The sequence below is a fragment of the Gillisella vitis genome, assembly GCF_001541345.2.
GTDB classification, from domain to species: domain Bacteria; phylum Pseudomonadota; class Alphaproteobacteria; order Rhizobiales; family Rhizobiaceae; genus Allorhizobium; species Allorhizobium vitis.
The window spans coordinates 178,398-197,673 of record NZ_LMVL02000002.1 but is presented as its reverse complement, the minus strand read 5'-3'; the positions used below and the strand labels follow the sequence as shown (position 1 = coordinate 197,673).

16 protein-coding genes are annotated in these 19,276 nt (G+C 58.6%); 2 read left to right on the top strand and 14 right to left on the bottom strand.

What is annotated here, in order from left to right; all coding sequences use genetic code 11:
* Positions 1-271: 271 nt before the first annotated feature.
* Both ASB66_RS05770 and ASB66_RS05765 read right to left on the bottom strand, forming a co-directional pair.
* Positions 272-1,660 carry a dipeptidase gene (locus ASB66_RS05770; RefSeq protein WP_060719471.1) on the bottom strand — a complete coding sequence of 463 codons (1,389 nt, stop codon included), beginning with the start codon at positions 1,658-1,660 and terminating at the stop codon, positions 272-274.
* Between the two features lie 72 nt (positions 1,661-1,732).
* On the bottom strand, positions 1,733-2,182 hold the full coding sequence (locus ASB66_RS05765; protein WP_060719314.1) for a MarR family winged helix-turn-helix transcriptional regulator: 450 nt from the start codon (positions 2,180-2,182) through the stop codon (positions 1,733-1,735).
* 386 nt (positions 2,183-2,568) lie between these two features.
* On the opposite strand from ASB66_RS05765, the gene polA reads away from it, so the two are divergent.
* Entirely contained in the window at positions 2,569-5,547 is a 2,979-nt protein-coding gene (gene polA / locus ASB66_RS05760; protein ID WP_060719315.1) for a DNA polymerase I, read from the top strand.
* Between the two features lie 125 nt (positions 5,548-5,672).
* On the opposite strand, the gene ASB66_RS05755 is transcribed toward polA, so the two are convergent.
* The 5 genes from ASB66_RS05755 to ASB66_RS05735 form a co-directional block, all read right to left on the bottom strand.
* Positions 5,673-6,533, bottom strand: a complete 861-nt coding sequence (locus ASB66_RS05755) for a C40 family peptidase (protein ID WP_060719316.1) — start codon at positions 6,531-6,533, stop codon at positions 5,673-5,675.
* A 2-nt stretch (positions 6,534-6,535) separates the two neighbouring features.
* Positions 6,536-6,886: a MarR family winged helix-turn-helix transcriptional regulator gene (locus ASB66_RS05750; RefSeq protein WP_012654721.1), complete on the bottom strand. Its 351-nt coding sequence runs from the start codon at positions 6,884-6,886 to the stop codon at positions 6,536-6,538.
* A 90-nt stretch (positions 6,887-6,976) separates the two neighbouring features.
* Positions 6,977-8,347: a cytochrome b/b6 domain-containing protein gene (locus ASB66_RS05745; RefSeq protein ID WP_114386305.1), complete on the bottom strand. Its 1,371-nt coding sequence runs from the start codon at positions 8,345-8,347 to the stop codon at positions 6,977-6,979.
* 187 nt (positions 8,348-8,534) lie between these two features.
* A complete protein-coding gene (locus ASB66_RS05740) occupies positions 8,535-9,182 on the bottom strand; it encodes a YceI family protein (RefSeq protein ID WP_233741242.1) in 648 nt (215 codons plus the stop codon).
* 648 nt (positions 9,183-9,830) lie between these two features.
* On the bottom strand, positions 9,831-11,219 hold the full coding sequence (locus ASB66_RS05735) for a leucyl aminopeptidase family protein (protein WP_060719319.1): 1,389 nt from the start codon (positions 11,217-11,219) through the stop codon (positions 9,831-9,833).
* Between the two features lie 274 nt (positions 11,220-11,493).
* On the opposite strand from ASB66_RS05735, the gene ASB66_RS05725 reads away from it, so the two are divergent.
* Entirely contained in the window at positions 11,494-12,375 is an 882-nt protein-coding gene (locus ASB66_RS05725; protein WP_234613405.1) for a tetratricopeptide repeat protein, read from the top strand.
* Between the two features lie 6 nt (positions 12,376-12,381).
* Here ASB66_RS05725 and ASB66_RS05720 read toward each other — a convergent pair whose 3' ends face one another.
* The 7 genes from ASB66_RS05720 to phnD all read right to left on the bottom strand — a co-directional run bounded on the left by ASB66_RS05720 (position 12,382) and on the right by phnD (position 19,254).
* Positions 12,382-13,011, bottom strand: a complete 630-nt coding sequence (locus tag ASB66_RS05720; protein WP_060719473.1) for a LysE family translocator — start codon at positions 13,009-13,011, stop codon at positions 12,382-12,384.
* Positions 13,012-13,215: 204 nt separating this feature from the next.
* Positions 13,216-13,767, bottom strand: coding sequence for a phosphonate metabolism protein/1,5-bisphosphokinase (PRPP-forming) PhnN (gene phnN, locus ASB66_RS05715; protein WP_081089148.1), 552 nt, complete (start codon positions 13,765-13,767; stop codon positions 13,216-13,218).
* 71 nt (positions 13,768-13,838) lie between these two features.
* Positions 13,839-14,990 (bottom strand): alpha-D-ribose 1-methylphosphonate 5-triphosphate diphosphatase, encoded by a 1,152-nt coding sequence (locus tag ASB66_RS05710; RefSeq protein ID WP_060719321.1) that lies wholly within the window; start codon positions 14,988-14,990, stop codon positions 13,839-13,841.
* Complete coding sequence (locus tag ASB66_RS05705) at positions 14,990-15,691, bottom strand: DUF1045 domain-containing protein (RefSeq protein ID WP_060719475.1); 702 nt, start codon at positions 15,689-15,691, stop codon at positions 14,990-14,992. The genes ASB66_RS05710 and ASB66_RS05705 overlap by 1 nt, the downstream gene beginning before the upstream one ends.
* A 112-nt stretch (positions 15,692-15,803) precedes the next feature.
* Positions 15,804-17,297, bottom strand: a complete 1,494-nt coding sequence (gene phnE / locus ASB66_RS05700) for a phosphonate ABC transporter, permease protein PhnE (protein ID WP_060719322.1) — start codon at positions 17,295-17,297, stop codon at positions 15,804-15,806.
* A gap of 9 nt (positions 17,298-17,306) precedes the next feature.
* The gene (phnE, locus tag ASB66_RS05695) at positions 17,307-18,269 is read right to left on the bottom strand and encodes a phosphonate ABC transporter, permease protein PhnE (protein WP_060719323.1); all 963 of its coding nucleotides are present in this window, start codon (positions 18,267-18,269) and stop codon (positions 17,307-17,309) included.
* A 76-nt stretch (positions 18,270-18,345) separates the two neighbouring features.
* On the bottom strand, positions 18,346-19,254 hold the full coding sequence (phnD, locus tag ASB66_RS05690; RefSeq protein WP_060719324.1) for a phosphonate ABC transporter substrate-binding protein: 909 nt from the start codon (positions 19,252-19,254) through the stop codon (positions 18,346-18,348).
* Positions 19,255-19,276 lie beyond the last annotated feature (22 nt).

Here is a 19,276-nt window from a genome sequence, read left to right as displayed (position 1 = left end):
TGACGATGCTTAATACAAGTTTAGGCATTTGGCGCGATACTCATTCAAAGGCGGCAAACAGGGTGAGAACCCGGTCCTCCTTAAGGTTGAAGCCTCGCGCTTCGTTGACCACGGATGTACTGGCAACGATAAGAGCGAGTTTTGGAAAGGTCGGGCTTACTCCCCGGCCTTTTTGCTTTTTAGGCCCCTTATTATTTCCCCGCCGCGATACGCGATCCAAATGAAAACGCCCGGAATTCGTCCGGGCGTCGTCGCAATTGCGTGTTTGGTATCAATGCGCCAACGCGTCCAGAATGCGGATCCAGGACCGGATACCCTTGTGGAAGGATTCCAGCTCGTATTTTTCATTGGGCGAGTGGATGCGGTCATCCACCAGGCCAAAGCCGACCAGCAACGAATCCATTCCCAGCATGGTCTGAAAATCCCCGACAATCGGGATAGAGCCGCCCATGCCGATCACTTCAGCAGGCTTTGGCCATTCATCCGACAGAGCGGATTTCGCCTTGGTCAGGAAGGGCGAATCATAGGGAAGCTGAATAGCTGGCGACGCCCCGTGCTCGTGAAATTCAACCGAGCAGTCGCCGGGAATGCGTGCCTTGACGAAAGCCCGGAAGTTTTCGCGGATTTTCGCCGGGTCCTGCTCACCGACCAGACGGAAAGAAACCTTCGCCGAGGCTTTTGAGGCGATCACCGTCTTGAAACCTTCGCCGGTATAGCCACCGGTAATGCCGTTGACTTCGGCGGTCGGACGCGCCCAGGTCAATTCCAGGACGCTACGCCCCTTTTCGCCTGATGGGATCGACAGGCCGACATCATTGAGAAACGTATCGGCGGTGCGGCCCAGCTTTTCCCAGGAGGCCTTGATGTTGGCTGGGGTCTCCTCGACACCCTCGTAGAAACTATCAATGGTAACCCGACCGGTCTCGTCATGCAGGTCGGCCAGCACTTTGGCGAGAATATGAATCGGATTGGCCGCAGCTCCGCCGAACAGGCCGGAATGCAGGTCGCGGTCCGCAGCCGTCACGGTCACTTCCTCGCCAACCAGGCCGCGCAGGGCCGCCGCAATCGCCGGGGTTTCGCGGTCCCACATGCCGGTGTCGCAGACCAGGGCAAAATCGCATGTCAGCTCGTCTTCATTGGCCGCAAGAAATGGCTTCAGTGAAGGCGAACCGGATTCTTCTTCGCCCTCGAATAGAATAGTGATCTTGACGGGCAGGCCGCCATGCACGGCCTTATAGGCTCGGCAGGCCTCGACGAAGGTCATCAATTGGCCCTTGTCATCGGAGGTGCCGCGGCCGGTGATGACCTTGCGGCCCGGCTCGATTTCCTTGATGGCAGGCTCGAACGGATCATTTTCCCAAAGATTGAGCGGATCGACCGGCTGCACATCGTAATGGCCGTAAAACAGCACATGTGGCGCATCCGGGCGGTCAGCATCGTGATGGCCAACGACCATCGGATGACCGGGCGTGTCGCGCACGGAGGCATTGAAACCGAGACCCGTCAGCTCCTGCGCCAGCCATTCCGCTGCCTTACGGCAATCGGCCTTATAGGCCGGGTCGGTGGAAATGGAGGGGATACGAACAAGGTCGAAAAGCCGATCAAGGCTTTGCGGCAGCGCCTTGTCGGCCTCGGCGAGAATGGGGGCTAGATCGGTCATGGGCATGTCCTGGACTGTTCAAATCAGCGGGGACGATAGACCATGAGCCCGACAGTTTCGAGACAAGCAGCCTCAAATATTTGAGCCGAGATCGCCGTTGCGGGCATTTTCCAGGGCCTGACGAATGAATTCCAGCATCAATTCCCTCTCGAAACGCCGAAACCCTTGAAAAAGAGCCTCATCGGCCTCAAAGGCGGCGGAAATCGCCTGATCCCGCAGCCCCTCCCCCTTGGCGGTCAGGAACACCAGCTGGGCGCGTCGATCGCTAGGATGGGGCTTTCGCTCGATCAATCCGTCGCGCTCCATGCGCGACAGGGTATTGGCCATGGTCGCCTGTTCCACCGCCACCCGCTCCAGCAATTGCTTCTGGGTCAGGCCTTGCTCTTCCCAAAGCTCCAGCAGGATTGGAAACTGACCGGCGGAAAAGCCGAGCCCCTCGGCCCGAACCTGCAAGGCACGGGCAAATTCCTTGGCGAGCTGGCTCACGAGATAGGTTGGCGATTGCCGACGATCAAACAGCATGGTGGCGATGATAGGCCGGTTTCAAAGCAGAGGCAATGTGGCCACCTCTATAGCAGAAATGCCAGGCACAAACAAAAAAGTCGTCACGGCTGGAGGCGGCGCCGTGACGACTTTTCGTAACAGGGGACAAAGGCCCGGAGAGGGGGGATAAGGCCTTTGTCCTGAAGTCTGAAGCGGCGGGGGACGAGCCAACTTTCAGACTGCGGTGCTAATCATGCGCCGCTGACTAGTAAATGCGCGGCCAAATGTGTTTTTTCAAGGGAAGGAATGATTACAAAGCGGTAAGCTTTTCGTGATGACACAGAAAATTCGTCACTTCACTCTGTAAACGGTTTTGGCATGATGTGGCATGGACCTTTTTGAGCCGCCGCGCTATCCCTTGGCGCATGAAAAAAGGCGATCATCTCTTTCTTGTCGACGGCTCCGGCTTCATCTTCCGGGCCTTCCATGCGCTTCCGGCGCTGACCCGCAAATCGGACGGGCTGCCGGTCGGCGCGGTCTCGGGCTTCTGCAATATGATGTGGAAGTTGCTGACCGAAGCGCGCGACACATCGGTCGGGGTCACGCCCACCCATTTGGCGGTGATTTTCGACTATTCGTCGAAAACCTTCCGCAAGGATCTCTATCCGGACTATAAGGCCAATCGCTCGGCCCCGCCGGAAGATCTGGTGCCGCAATTCGGGCTGATTCGCCAGGCGACGCGAGCCTTCAACCTGCCGTGCATCGAGACCGAGGGTTTCGAGGCCGATGACATCATCGCCACCTATGCCCGGGCTGCCGAAGCCATTGGCGCGGATGTCACCATCGTCTCCTCCGACAAGGACCTGATGCAGTTGGTGACGGCCAATGTCCATATGTATGACAGCATGAAGGACAAGCAGATCGGCATTCCCGACGTTATCGAGAAATGGGGCGTGCCGCCGGAAAAGATGATCGACCTGCAATCGCTGACCGGCGACAGCACCGATAACATTCCAGGCATTCCCGGCATCGGCCCGAAAACGGCGGCGCAATTGCTGGAGGAATATGGCGACCTGGAAACGCTAATGGCCCGGGCCTCCGAAATCAAGCAGAACAAGCGGCGCGAAAACATTCTGGCCGGTGCCGAACTGGTCAAGCTGTCACGGCAATTGGTAACGCTGCGTACCGACGTGCCACTCGACATGCCGCTCGACGCGCTGATGCTGGAAAAACAGGATGGGCCAAAGTTGGTCGCCTTCCTGAAGGCCATGGAATTCACCTCGCTGACACGGCGCGTCGCCGACAATTGCGAGTGTGATGCAGGCGTCATCGAGCCCGCGACGATCTCAGTGGAATGGGGTGCTGCGGCCCGTGGCCCGGATCTCGATGCCGGTGCCGCAGCTCAAACGCCTGCCCCCGGCCAAGAAACACAACCCACGGCACAGTCTGCAAAGGCCGATGGCGCGACGCCTGCCGATCTCGCCGCTGCCCGGCAATCGGCCTTTGGTGGTCAACCCATCGACCGGTCCACCTATGTGACCATTCGCGATCTTCCCACCCTGGAAGGCTGGATCGCCTCGGCGCGGGAGGCCGGGTTTGTCGCCTTCGATACCGAAACCACCTCGCTTGACCCGATGCAGGCCGATCTGGTCGGTGTGTCACTCGCCCTTCAGGACAATGCGGCGTCGCCGGGCGCAGCAACCATTCGCGCCGCCTATGTGCCGCTTGGCCACAAGACCGGTCGTGACGACCTGTTCAGCGACGGACTGAAACTGGCGGAAAACCAGATCCCGATGGATGCGGCACTCGCGGCCTTGAAGGGCCTGCTGGAAGATCCATCGGTTCTGAAAGTGGCGCAGAACCTGAAATACGATTACCTGGTCATGAAGCGGCACGGCATTGTTATCAGGGGTTTCGACGACACGATGCTGCTGTCCTATGTGCTGGAAGCTGGCGTCGGCGCCCATGGCATGGACAGCCTGTCGGAGCGCTGGCTCGGACATACGCCCATCCCCTATAAGGAGGTCGCTGGCTCTGGAAAATCGCTTGTCACCTTCGATCTCGTCGATATCGACAAGGCGACCGCCTACGCCGCAGAAGATGCCGATGTCACGCTGCGTCTCTGGCTGGTGCTGAAGCCACGGCTTGCGGCTGTAGGCTTGGCGCGGGTCTACGAGCGGCTGGAACGGCCCCTGGTGCCGGTTCTGGCCGAGATGGAAGAGCGCGGCATCACCATCGACCGGCAAATCCTCTCGCGGCTATCAGGCGAGTTGGCGCAGAAGGCCGCCGCCTTCGAGGATGAAATTTACGAACTGGCTGGCGAGCGCTTCAATGTCGGTTCACCCAAACAGTTGGGCGATATCCTGTTTGGCAGGATGAATCTCCCCGGCGGTTCGAAAACCAAGACCGGCCAATGGTCCACATCTGCGCAGGTGCTGGAGGATCTGGCCGCCCAGGGCGAGCCCCTGCCCCGGAAGATTGTCGATTGGCGCCAGCTGACCAAGCTGAAATCCACCTATACTGACGCCCTGCCCGGCTATGTTCACCCGCAGACCAAGCGGGTCCACACATCCTATTCCATGGCGGCCACCACAACGGGTCGCCTGTCTTCCTCAGAGCCGAACCTGCAAAATATCCCGGTGCGCACGGCCGAAGGCCGCAAGATCCGCACCGCCTTCATTTCCACCCCAGGCCATAAGCTCTTGTCTGCCGATTACAGCCAGATCGAGCTGCGGGTGCTGGCCCATGTGGCGGATATTCCGCAATTGCGCCAGGCCTTTGCCGATGGTGTCGATATCCATGCGATGACGGCCTCTGAAATGTTCGGCGTGCCGGTGGACGGCATGCCGTCTGAAGTGCGCCGCCGCGCCAAGGCGATCAATTTCGGGATCATCTACGGCATTTCCGCCTTCGGCCTTGCCAACCAGCTCAGCATTGAGCGGTCGGAAGCAGGCGAGTACATCAAGAAATATTTCGAGCGCTTCCCCGGCATCAAGGACTATATGGAAAGCACCAAGGCCTTCGTGCGCGAGCATGGCTATGTCGAAACCATCTTTGGACGGCGCGCCCATTACCCGGAGATCAAATCCTCCAACCCATCGATGCGGGCCTTCAACGAGCGGGCGGCAATCAACGCACCCATCCAGGGTTCCGCCGCCGATGTCATCCGCCGCGCCATGGTGCAGGTGGAACCGGCGCTGGCCAAGGCCGGTCTCGGTGACAAAACCCGGATGCTGCTCCAGGTGCATGACGAACTGATCTTCGAAGTCGAAGACGAGGCCATCGACGCGGCCCTGCCAGTCATCGTCTCCACCATGGAAAATGCCGCCATGCCCGCCATCGCCATGCGCGTGCCGCTGAAGGTGGATGCCCGCGCCGCCAACAATTGGGACGAGGCGCATTGACAGGGTTTGCCTGATTGAATTGGCGAGAGCATTTCCGCGTTTCATAGAAACGCATAAATACTCTAACTCCTTGTTTTGACGCATTTCCGAACGCAAAACCGCTACACACTTTTGCTGGAAATGCTCTAAGCAATCCGTTCCGGGCGGCGATAGCCGGTCGGCTGCTGGTAGAGCCAGCCGATCCGGGCGATGGCGGCGTCTACGTCTTCGCAGGCGACGCTCATCGTGTGACCGTTGGCATGCAGCAAGGTGCGCTCGTCTTCCATGATGCCGGCATGGCCTTTCCAGAAGATCAGGTCGCCCCGGCGCAGATCGCTCCGGTCAATCGGGCTGCCGAGGCCTGCCGCCTGCATGTCGCTGTCGCGCGGGGCGCTCAGCCCGCACATCTGCATGGAGAGCTGGACGAGGCCGGAGCAATCGATGCCAAGCCCGCTGCGTCCGCCCCAGAGATAGGGCGTTTCCAGAAAACGGGCGGCGATGGCCACATAATCCTCTCCTGCCGGTGTACCCAGGGCGCGGCAATGATCGGCAATCACCGCATGACCGTCACTCAGCAGGAAGTAGCGGGTGCCACGGGTCTCGGCCTCGCCGGTGACCGTTACCCGGCTCCCCATCGAGATGGTCCGCGCATTGGGATAGCGCAGATCCGGACCGGTATAGAGAAAACTGCGTGGCACTGTTACCCAATGCGTGGGCGGCGCCTCGATGGCGGCAATCGCCGTTTCCGGCAGATAACCGACATAACCATCCAGTCCGGCCTTCACCCAGGCCCAGCCATCGGCCCGGTCGAAGACCGTAACCTCTTCGCCCAGCAGCACCTCCGTATCGATCCCGCAGGCAAAATCCGGGCGCGGACGCAGGGCGATAACCGGCACAGCAATACGCGCTGATGTGCCGCTGACATAGCGCTCCGCGTCCACCCGGTCGCGCAGGGCCGCATCGGCCAGATCATGTCGATAGGCATTCAGCCGACGGTCCAGTTGCATGTTCACGTCCTCATGCCACGCGCCTGCTCAATGATCAGGTCGCCAAATTTTTCCAGATAAAGCGCCCCTGCCACAGTGCGCTTGATGATGACATTGCGCTTGTCCATATCATCGCGCACGCGGTCAACAAACCCCATACCGCCCATGGTATCGAGCGCGCGGGTAATGACCGGCTTGGTGACCTTGAGGGTGGCGGCAAGCCCCCGAACGGTATGCGGCGGCGGAACCAGATAGATATGCAGCAGGATGGACAGCTGGCGCAGCGTCAGGTCACGGCCATCCTCCTGCACCTGGCGCAAGGTTACATGATGCCAAAGCCCCAGTGCCGCCGTTGCGGTCAGTTCCAGGCTCATCCTCGGCTCCGCTCTCGTTTCGCACCCGTTATATATCACATGACAAAGCCCGGCACTGCAAGAGGCCGGGCCTGTCATGGATGGATGCGATCAAGAGTCCGATTTTGTTGCGCTCACCGCAATCTTGACAGAGATGGTTTTCGACACCCATTCCGCCGACGGATCGGAAAACATTCCGAGATTGAGTGCGGCGCGATCCAGCTCCAACGCACCGTCCACCTGCGCCTTGTTGCCCTCCATTTTCAACGTAAAGGGCAGGACAACCGGCAGAGGCTTGTTCTTGATGCTCAGGGTGCCTTTCGCCTCATAGCGGTCGCCTCCCAAGGCGCGAAATTCCGTGGTTTCGAATTTGGCTTCCGGAAACCGAGTAGAATTGAGCCATTCACCGTTCTTCAACGAGCCCTCCTGGGTCGCATCGCCGGTCCTGGCGGAGGCCGTTTTCACCAGGATAACCGCTTTCGAACCAGGAAGATTGGCAGGATCGAAGCGAATATCGCCACTCCACTCTTCAAACCGGCCATTGAAGGCATTGCCTGCATGGGTGCCACCAAAGCCGATGCTGGACGATGCCATATCGATTACCCAGACAGGGGCGGTTGCCGCCTGGACTGGCGCGGTTTGGACATCGGTTTGCGCAGGGTTGGCCTGGCTGGCACTTGCCGGTGACTGGGGCGTAGTGGTGGTCGGCTCAGCTTGCGCCTCCACCGACGATGGCTGCTCGGCAAGCGGCGGCGGCAAATGCAGGACCCAGCCGATGGCGGCAGCCATCACGACAAGCGCCAAGCCGAAGCCATGCGACAGCCCACTGGTCTTCCCTTTGCCAGACGTACCGTGCGCGGCTTTACCGGCCCGCAGGAAAGGCACCATCTGCGCTAAGACACCATCCCGTTCGATAAATTGATGCTTCAAGGCTGCCGCGACATGCAAAGCGATCAGCACTGCACCGCCGTAAGCCATATAGCTATGGGCGCCCATCGCGCCGAAGGCGAGGCTGCGGTTTCCCTCAAGGCCCGGAAGATGCGGGATTGGAAACAGGCCAAACCAGGAGGTCGCCACGTCCAGCGGGCGATCCGTTGCAATCGCCCAGCCGGAAGACACGTAAATCCAGCCGGTCAAGGGTAGGATCAGCATCAGGCCGTAGAAAGCGATATGCGTGGCATTGGCCAGAAACCGTTCCCAGAGCTTCATGCCGGATGGCAGGGCGGGCGGCTTATGGGTTGCCCGCCAGACGATGCGCAGCACGGTCAAAGCCAGAATGGCAAAGCCGATGGATTTGTGGATCTGGAACAGTTGATAGGCCAGTTGCTGGGTCTCAGGCTTTTTCAAGGCCCGCACCATCCACCATCCCATCGGGATCATCGACAAGATCATCAGCGCGATCGCCCAATGCAACACGATGGCAACGCCGGTGTAGCGTACCGCAGCCCGCGATACTGTCTGGTGCTGAAACGCAGTGTTCATGGCTCTTAAAACCTATATTTATCAATGATAAAATTCGGAAAATTTTGCGAGCCGAATGCCCGCTACGGCGAAAGCTCTGGGCCGATTAAGGGTGCTGATATCGCGGCGAAACCCAATCGGCCCAAAGGCATTTTACGCAGAGGCCTGTGCCTCACGCGCTGCTTTCATCATCAGTTCGGGTCCACTATCACTTGGATGGAGACGCTGCCGGGTCCTGGATGAACTCACCATCAAAGCGGATCGTCACATCCTTGCCGACGAAACCGACAGGTTGGCCAAACGCTGTTCTGTCAAACGTACCTTCCGCGGCAAATCCAATGGCCGGAACACCTGCAAATGGATGGCTGTCAATGGCCCCGTTCAGCGTTGCATTCAACGTCACCGGCTTGGTGACACCCAGGAATGTCAAGTTACCGACGATTTCAGCCGTCTTGTCACCGGTTTTCTTCACACTGGTCGATGTGAAGGTGATCTTCGGGAAAGCGCCACTGTTGAGCTTTTTCGGATCCTTGCTGATCTCCTCAGGCCAAGTCGCATAGGGCGATTTGGCGTGGGTGGCTTTATAATCGGCGGGATAGGGCACATCCACCGAAGTCGGATCAATCGTTACCTCGATCTTGGAGGCTTCGATTTTTGCCGGATCAAGCGAAAGCGTCGCGTCCAGCTTGCCAAAGCGAGCCGTGTAATTGGAAATCGTATTGTGCTTGACCGTCCATGTCAGGTTCGCATGGGTCGGATCCAGCTTGTAGACCCCAGCGGGCGGGGCCGTCTGCGCATCCTGCGCCGAAGCCGTTGCCACGCCGCCAATAGTCAGGCCACCAAAACCCGTTGCCATTCCAATAAATGCTGAATTTATAACGATTTTTTTCATATTAAAATTCATTAAATCAATCTCCTTTTTTCCGTTCCATGCGCTGAAAACGTGTGGAGCGGAGATGCCAATGTAAAATAAAAAAAATTTGAATTTTCTAACTCTTGAAATTTAACACGCAAAAATTGAAATGCCGAATAATTATTTTAATTCAAATAAAAATCCCCCCAATCCGTATCTCGTCTGCGCTTTGGCGCAACGCAAACCATCTGCAAAAATCCAACAATTCATTGTAAATAAATAATTTTTTATCGTTAGACTACGTTTCCCTGGATGACAGCTCGGCGTCAACAGGAAGGAGATCTTACAGCCAACCTTAAGAAATATCCGGCTCCTGGAACTCAAAACACGACAATCATAGTCAAAATAAAAAATGAACGATAGCCTCCGTGTCGTCAACAGATGATGAACAGTCTGTCAAACGGCACGACAATGCCAAGGCCTGATAGCCCAAATCGGCATGAGTCCCTGCAAATGAGAAATGATGAGGACAGCGGCTTTAAGGAACGACCATTGAAGAGAGACTGCCGGATTTCAGATCTCGGCACACCTTTATCCTCGAGAGATTTTCAAACCTCTCGAGGATAAAGACAGCATCGTCAACGGCTTCGCTTATTTCAGCGCCGATATGTAACGATAAAGGGCGCGAATTGCCTGCGCCTCCCCACCAACCGGGCTATGGGGCCGCTCTTGAGACGCCCAGCCGAAAATGTCGAAATGCGCCCAGCTTGCCGTTCGGGTCACGAAGCGCTTCAGGAACAGGGCAGCGGTGATTGCCCCCGCCATGCCGCCCGCAGGTGCATTAGTGAGGTCGGCAATCTGCGAGCGGACCATTTTTTCGTAACCGGGGAAAAGCGGCAGGCGCCACATCGGGTCGTCCGTTTCCAGGCTTGAATCGGCCAGGTCATAGGCGAGTGCATCGTCATTGGAGAAAAATGCCGGCACATCCGGCCCGAGCGCCACCCGGGCAGCCCCCGTCAGCGTCGCCATATCGATCAGCAGGTCCGGCTCTTCTTCGTCGGCATAGGTCAGCGCATCAGCCAGGATCAACCGTCCCTCGGCATCGGTATTGTCGATCTGAACCGTCAGGCCCTGACGGCTTGTATAGATGTCACTGGGCCGGAATGCATTGCCGGCTATGGAGTTTTCCACGGCAGGCACGAGGACGCGCAGATCCACCTTCAGCTTGGCATCCATGATCATCAGGGCAAGGCCCAGCACATTGGCCGCACCGCCCATGTCCTTCTTCATCAACAGCATGGATGAAGACGGCTTGATATCCAGCCCGCCGGTATCGAAACAGACGCCCTTGCCGACCAGGGTAACCTTCTTGTGGCCCTTCTTGCCCCAGCGCATTTCGAGAAGCCTCGGCGCCTGGGCGCTGGCCCGGCCCACGGTGTGAACCAGAGGAAAATTCCGGTGCAGCAGTTCATCGCCGATCACCACGCTGACCTCTGCCTTATAATGGTCGGCCAGTGCCCGGAAGGCTTTTTCCAGATCTGCCGGTCCCATGTCATTGGTGGGCGTGTTGATCAGGTCGCGGGCCAGGAAAACGCCCGCCAGTTGGCGGGCAATGTCGCTGGCATCCGCATCCTGAGGCATCAGCAGTTTGGGATGATCCGAGCGGTCGGCCTTATAGCGCTCGAAACGATAGCTGCCCAGACCATAGCCCAGAACCAACCGGTTGGCCGTCAATGGCGCGGTCTCGATATGCCAGTCGCCAGCCGGCAATGCCCGCGCCAACTTGCCCGCCAGAAATGGATTTTCTCCTGGCGCCCTGCCCAGACCAAAGAGCGCTCCGCCCAATTGTCCATCGCTGGTGGGGATCAGCAGCAGCGAACCCACATCCGCCTTGTAGCCTGCCTTCTTCGCCCAATCGAGTGCAAGAGGATCAATCGCCCCGGTTTCGATATGGGCAGGCGTCACCGCGAAAATCGGCAGGGACTTACCGCCCTTGGTCAGAAACGGGGTGGGTCTTTCAATATATTGATAAGGTGCCATGATTGCCCTTTTGCTGTTCCATCACTTCAAGGTCAGCTTTACCGCAAAATTCCTTAGAATCAGTTCCTTCGCGGCAGTTTTCTCTGTCGAGAGGACCCGGTCCGATTTTTCCCGCACATATGCGGCTGACTTGAATGTCAAACGCCGAATGGTCGCGCAGACCAGAGGCATTTTAACACTCCATTAGGGTTAACAGATTATTGCTTTTCTATGGTTGCAGGATCGATGACGGTGATTCGTCCGCCTGTGAATTCAGGGGTATGGGGATAGAGTGATGGCTGTTTGGCGTTCATCCATTCAGATTTGCGGGGCACTGCCGGCTCTTTCGGTGTTTGCTCTGGCGCTGGCGCTAACAGGCTGCGCCACCACCTCCAATACCGACAAAATGTCGACCGGCTCTATCCCGAGCATGACCAAGCCCGTTGATCAGATGACGCCTGGCGAAATCGCCATGGCCACCGATAGCATGGGCCGGGCCTATGAGAAAAATCGCAAGAACGCCCAGGTTGGCGTAGCCTACGCCAACTTGTTGCAGATGGGCGGTCGCGCGCCGCAGGCTTTGTCTGTCATGCAGCAGGTGGTGATCGCCAATCCAAATGACCGCCAAGTGCTTGCTGCCTATGGCAAGGCACAGGCCGCAGCCGGCCAGCTGGAACAGGCATTGACGACGATTGGCCGCGCCCAGACCCCGGATCGGCCCGATTGGCGGCTTTATTCTGCCCAAGGCGCGGTTCTCGACCAGCTTGGCCGCACCCAGGAAGCGCGCGCCGCCTATCAGCAGGCCTTGCAGATTCAGCCCAACGAGCCTTCGATCCTGTCGAATATGGGCATGTCCTATCTGCTCGGCGGCGATCTGAAAACCGCTGAAACCTACCTGCGCAGCGCATCTCAGCAACCCGGCGCCGATAGCCGCGTTCGCCAGAACCTTGCCCTTGTCGTCGGCCTTCAAGGCCGCTTCGACGAGGCCGACAGGATTGCGCGCGCCGAACTTTCACCCGAACAGGCAGAGGCGAATGTTGCCTATCTGCGCACCATGCTGAACCAGCAGAATACCTGGAAACAATTGGCGTCCAAGGATACAGCCCAGAACCCCGTCAGGAAACCTGCCCAAACGCCCCTAAAGGATACGAGCCTGGCGGCAACCCCTCTTCGGTAAAAGGTGTCAGGGTCGCGCGCCCTCGAACACAAGGCGAAGGCCAAGCCCACCCAGAACCAAAGCCGCGCAGCGATCCAGCGGCTTCCTGGCTGCAAGATAAGCGCGCCGGGGTATTGGCGCGGAAAATACCAGTGCCACCAATGCATACCAGCCCGCTTCCACCAGAAAGACCACGGCTGGCAGCATGATGAAGAACAGGCTATCGGGCCGAGGCGGCAGCAAAGCCGCAAAAATACTGGCATAGACAATCGCGGTTTTGGGATTGCTGATCTGCGTCAAAAAGGCACTGAGATAAATCCTGCTGAAAGACTTGGGCGCACTCGCAGTCTGTTCCAGATCGACCGGTTGAGCAGCCCCGCGCCAAAGTTTCCATGCGATATAAGCGAGGTAGAGGCCACCCGCGACCTGCAAAACCTTATGGAGCCAGGCAAGCTGGGTTATCAGGGCAGCCAATCCGACAAGAGCCAGACTGGCGAAGATCAACCCGCCGGTCCCCATGCCGAGCGCCATCACCAAACCGGCTGCTCTGGAACGGGTCATGGATGTGTGGCTGACCAAAAGGAAACTTGGACCGGGACTGGCCGCCCCGATCAACAGAGCGAATGCTATGGCAAATAAAGTTGCAACCATCGTCATGCGGCATCTCCATAGTGAAAGGAAATTGCCCAGGCGCGCGGCGCGGATGATCCGCTGATCGCTTATCTCCAGAAAGATAAGCGCCGCGTTTCCCGATGGTGATCCATCTTCAAGAGCATAAGACAGTTGCCGCAATCTTTTGCATTGGCATCCTGCCTGCTTCACTCTTATCGCCAGTAACGCGGATAAGTTGCTTAACACATTTTATAGCGCGGCTTCAATCGTCTCAATGAAACGCCTGCCCGCCTCTTCCAGCGCACCGGAATTGTCGATGGTCACGACAGGATAGTCGCCGCGAATGTCCGGTGGGCTGCGTTGCAACCGTTGCAGGATGTCCCCGCGGCTTTCCCTGCCCCTTGCCTCCAGCCGGTCGGCCAGAACCTCGGGCCGGGCGGTGATATTGACCACCAGCATTCGCGGAAAGACCTGTGCAAACCGGGAAAGTACCGAGCGTGAGCCGTTGGCGATCACCACGCTGCCATTCGATAGCCAGCGATGCACATCGTCAGGAATGCCATAGCTTAGACCATGCGCATCCCAGTCGACAGCAAAACGGCCAGCGGCCTTGAGATCATCGAACTCGGAAGGACTGGCCGGGCGATGATCCTCCCCGCCCGCATCGGCGGCCCTTGTGATGACCCGCTGGACGAAATGCACAGGGCAGCGCTCAGCGTCAGTCTGTTCGGTAAAATACCGCTTGGCATAGGCAATCAGACTATCCTTGCCCGCTCCGCTTGGGCCGACCACGACAATCATCCGGCCCTTATCTTCAGCCTTGTCGCCCGGATGATCAGGCATGTTATCAGGCATGGCGGAACGCGGCACCATCACGCAACCCTTCTGCCCTGGCGCCAGACGGAGCGCACCACAGGCACGCCACCGTGATTTTCGCTGTAGCGCACCCGCACCAGATCGGCGCGCAGGCCAGGGGCAATCCGGCCCCGGTCTTCCAGCCCGACGGTGCGGGCCGGTGTCGAGGTCACCATGGCCAGCGCCTGCGGCAGGCTGATCGCCTCATAGCGATGGGCGAGCACGAAAGGCGCGTGCAGCAGGCTGAGGGGGATATAGTCGGATGACAGCACGTCGAGCACACCGCGCTCGGCCAGATCAGTGGCGGCAATATTGCCGGAATGGGAGCCACCGCGCACCACGTTCGGCGCGCCCATCAGCACGCTCATCCCCGCCTGGTGCGAGGCATCGGCGGCTTCAAGACTGGTCGGAAACTCGGCCAGACGCACACCATGGCCCTTGGCCTCTTCCACATGAGCCAAGGTTGCATCGTCATGGCTGGCAACAGTAATGCCGCGCTCGGCGCAGATGCGGGCCAGCGTATCGCGGTGCTGGGAAGAATAGGCCGCCGATGCCTCTAACCGCTTTTCGACGAAGCGGGCGAAAGCCTCCTCGCTCAAGCCCTTCTTCGTTTTATAATAGAGCGTGTACTGGTCCATGGTCTGGAACTGGCGCTGGCCCGGGGAATGGTCCATCAGCGATACCAGCCGCACATGCGGGTCTTGCGCGAAATCGGCGAAATGGTCGAGAACATTGTCGGATGCGACTTCACACCGCAGATGCAGCAGATGCTCGGCGCGGAGACGGTCATCCTTTTCGGCGGCTTGAATGGCATCGGCCATATCGCGCATTTCACCCTTCTCAAACCCGCCATCCTCGTCCGACCCCATCCGCAGACAATCGAACACGGTGGTAATGCCTGAGGTGACGACCTGCGCATCATGGGCCTGAATGGCCGCCGTCTTGTTCCAGCGCACGCCGGGGCGTGGCGAATAATGCGATTCCAGATGATCGGTGTGCAGCTCGACCAGCCCGGGGATCAGATAATCACCGCCGAAATCCTCGCCGACGCGGCTGTTGCCTTCCGAAATTTCAGCAATCAACCCATCACGAATGACCACGGCGCCCTTCAGAAGCAGCCCACTTTCCAGCACCACAGTCGCATTGGACAGCACGGTTTCATTCGACATCACAGACTTCCTTCAGGCCCGGCAAGGGGCAACCAGCGGTGAACGGTAAAGGGCGCATTGCGGCTCGGCTCAACAAACAGGCCAAGCCCGCCAATCGGCAGCGCCCGGTTGGTAAAATCAGCAAACCTGCTCTCCAGCACAGCGCGCATCGCATCGCCGCGCTCGGCATCAACAGGTCCGGTCAGGGTCATGTGAAACCGGAATTCCTCCATGACGTAGGGATAGCCCCAGGTGTCCAGCAGGGCGCGCTTGCGCTCAGACAGCTTTTCCGGCTTGCGCCTGATAATATCGGCCTCGCTCAAGGGCGCGCGAAACGGCTCGAAAGCCTCAACGACCGAAGCGGCAAAATCCTGCAAGGGTTGATGGGCCGAATCGGGAACCACGGCAAAGAACGGCCCGAGTTGATTGACCACGACTTTCGGGATCTCAAAGGCGGGCGTCGCCTTGCAAAACCGCGAAAACATCTCCAGCAGCGCTGCTTCGCTCTCGCCTTCCTTCAACGAAAACGGTGCTTTCAGCGTGGCATGAAAGCCATAGCGACGGGGATCGGCGGTCAGGGCGGTGATCTCATCGTCTGAAAACCCTTCCACCGGCTGGCGGTCAAGATCCTCGCCGGTGAAGGCATCACGGCCAAGCCAGCGCGCGGCGGCAAGGGACAAGGGATCGTCTTTGGGCGGTGTAAAATAAAGGGCGTAACGCACGGCAATCCTATCGCGGGAATCAGCTTGGAAGAGGCCGTATCTGACCCTTCTCAAGCGGTGGAAGCAAGCTTTGTCTGGCAGGCGGCGATGCCGAAACTGCACCAGAGGAGGATCATTTTTGCGCGCCGATCAGTTTTGAGCGCAGCAGGTTGGACACGGCATCGAAGATAAACACCACCATCAATATCAACAGAACCATATAGCAGACATTTTCCCAATTCTGGTTGGTGCGCATCGCTTCCCAAAGCTTCAGGCCAATGCCACCCGCCCCGACCGCGCCGATAATGGTGGCAGAACGGGTGTTGGATTCCCAGAAATACAAAGCCTGCGATGCAAAGACCGGCAAAACCTGCGGCAATACACCGAAGCGCTGCACGGCGAGCGGCGAAGCGCCAACCGATTTCACCCCTTCGCGCTGCTTGTCATCGATATTTTCAAGCGCTTCGGAATAGAGCTTACCGAGCGTGCCCGTGTCGGTGAAGAAAATCGCCGAAATCCCGGCCAGCGGCCCCGGCCCAAAGGCGCGGGTGAAAAACAACGCCCAAATCAGCATATCCACGGAGCGCAGGAAATCGAAGAACCGTTTGGTGAGCTGGTTGACCGGACGGTTGCGGGTAATGTTGCGCGCCGCGATGAAGGACAGCGGAAAGGCGACCAGCGATGCAAACACCGTACCGACAAAGGCCATGACCAGCGTCTGCGCCAGCTTGGTCCAGACATCCAGATGCTGCCAGGACGGATTGTAGAGAATGTCGTTCCAGGCCAGTGACAGGTTGGACCGGTCGGGATCGAGCCTTGCGCCGGTGGCGATCAGGCTGACCACTTCGGTTGCGGACCTGCCAAAAAATGCGGAATTGGTATCGAACAGGAAATTGGCCCAGCCGAAAAACCGGTTGCGCACCCTGACCCGGTCGGCGCTGATATCCGCCCAGCCCTGAAGGCCGAAATAGGCCATGACCCTGCCGCCATGTTCGCGCTGTTCGACCCAGGCTGGCAGGGTGCCATCGGCAAGCACGGTGCCAGCCTTGCGGTCAAGCATCAGTGTGACGCGCTCACCGCCCCGGTTCAGCACCACGCTTTCGGGGTTGACCAGCAGCGAGGCGCTGGGGCCGAGATTGACATCGGCCTCTCGGATCACCTCTTCCTGGCGCGTAACAGGTGCAGCTTGCGCCGCGACCGGCGCCTGTTGTGGGGCTGCCCCCATGAAGTTAAAGCTCGAGGCTTTTGGCGTGGGTGCCACTGGCACATCGGCAGCAGTACTCGTGCGCGTCATCATCTCTTTCTTGGTCACCAGCCAATCCGGTTTGGGGTTGGGACCAATCGGGTCAAAGCGCGAATAGGCGATGGAGATCGCGCCATCGGGCGCGATATTGATTTCGGGCCGGATCTCATAGGAAACCCAATCAGCCAGATAGTTGCCGGCAATGCCCCAGCTGGCGGTGGAGACCACTTTGCCAACCGCAAAGAACCACCAGGAAAAGGTGAAATACAGCGCAAGCAGGACAATGGTCAGCGGCACGCGGTAGCGCTGCCAAAAGCTTCGGCGGAAGATCTCCGGATGACGGGCGGCGATCATGTCCATTTGGGTGGTGTCGAGATGTGTCATGGCCGGACCTCAGGAGACAGCATGGAAGGCTTGCTCACCGACGAGTTTGCGGCGCAACCAAGCCGAAAACTGGTCGACGGCGATCACCGTCGTCAGAAGCAGGATGATGATGGCAACGGTTTTTGCCGCATGCCCCTGGCTGATCGACAGGCGCAAGGGTTCGCCAATGCCGCCGCCGCCGACAGCGCCGATAATCGTTGACGCGCGCACATTGATTTCCAGGCGCAACAGGGCGTAACTGATGAAATTCGGCATGACCTGCGGCACCATGCCGAACCATAGCCGCTCCAGCCAATTGCCGCCGACAGCACGCAGGCCCTCGTCCGGTTTCATATCCGCATTTTCCACCACTTCGAAAAACAGCTTGCCGAGTGCGCCGACCGTGTGGACCGAAACCGCAATCATCGCCGGGATCGGGCCGATGGAGAGAATGGCGAGGAAAAACCCGGCCAGCACCACTTCCGGAAAGGCCCGCAGCAACTCCATAAAACGGCGCACTGGCCAGCGGATGAACCGGTTTGGCATCATGTTGCGGGCCGCCATGAAGGAAAAACAAAAGCCCAACATGCCACCCAGCAGGGTCGAGACCAGCGCGATATTCAGCGTCTCGATCATCTTGTAGAAATATTCCGGGATATAAAGCGTCTGGGTGAGGTAGAAGCGCCCTTCCGGATAATTGTATTTCAGGCTACCATCGTCATAGGGCGACGGCAGGTCGAACATCGCCCGCCAGATCTCATTGCCATCGCGGGGGATAAGCGTTTCGACGAAATCGAACAGATGCGGCAGACGGTCGAAGAACTTGCCCGAATTGGTATCATTGGCAAACCACAGCGATCCTGCCAACGCCAGAAACAACACGGCAAGACCGATCAGCGTATAGAGGCGGCGGGTTTGCGCCAGGGCGTTCCAGTGGCTTTCGATCACGCGCCCCTGCTCGCTCAGCAAGGACAATCTGGCGGTATGGCTCATCTGGCACTTTCCAAAATGGACAAATGGGTAAGCCGCCGGTCGTTTATCCCGGCGGCTTTGATATCTCAGGCTGCGATCAGCCCCCGATGGTTGCCTTGCGGGCGTCGATGACCGGCTTGTAGAAATCGACATTCACAGCCGCAAAGCCCTTGAAATCGCCGCCTTCGATGGCGGAGAAGCAGGCGGCATCGGTCTTCGGCAGGTCCATCATGAAGGCCTTGACCTTGGTCTTCATGTCGTCGTTCATCGAGGAGCGGATGACGATCGGGCCGTTCGGGATCAGCGGCGACTTCCACAGTTCCACCAGGTCGTCCATGTTGAGGACGCCCTTGTCGACCATCTTGCGCAGGTTGCCTGACGTGTAGCCGTCCTTGAAATTACCAACGCCGGAGCCGAACGTGGTGCCAGCATCGAAGGTGCCCTTCAGCACTTCGAGAACCAGGTTTTCATGGCCGCCGCCAAAACCAGTGGAACCGACATATTCCTTGACCGGCTTGCCGCCAAGCGCGTCGGGCAGGGTCACGGTCGGGATCAGGTAGCCAGACGTGCTGTCAGGATCGGCAAAGCCGAGCTTCTTGCCCTTGATGTCGGTGACTTTGGTCATGCCGCTATCCTTGCGGGCCACCATGATCGAGTAATAGCCCATCGAGCCGTCGGTCTGTACCGTGGTCAGGATCGGCTCGACGGCCTTCGGGTTGGCCAAATAGGCCTTGGCATAGCCGGAAGCGCCAAGCTCGGCATAATCGAGCGTGCCGCCCAGAAGACCCTGGATAACGCCGTCATAATCCGACGCCGGGAACAGCGAGACCTTGGTGAAGCCGAATTCCTTCTTCAGGTGATCGGACAGGCAGTTGTAATTGCGCAACCGGTCAGCTTCGTTCTCGCCGCCGAGAATGCCGATGCGGAATTCCTTCAGGTCTTCGGCAGCAGCCACGCCGGCCAGCGACAGAAGCGTCACGGAGGCAAGCAGAATTTTCTTCAACATGGTCTCTCTCCTGGTTTTCCGG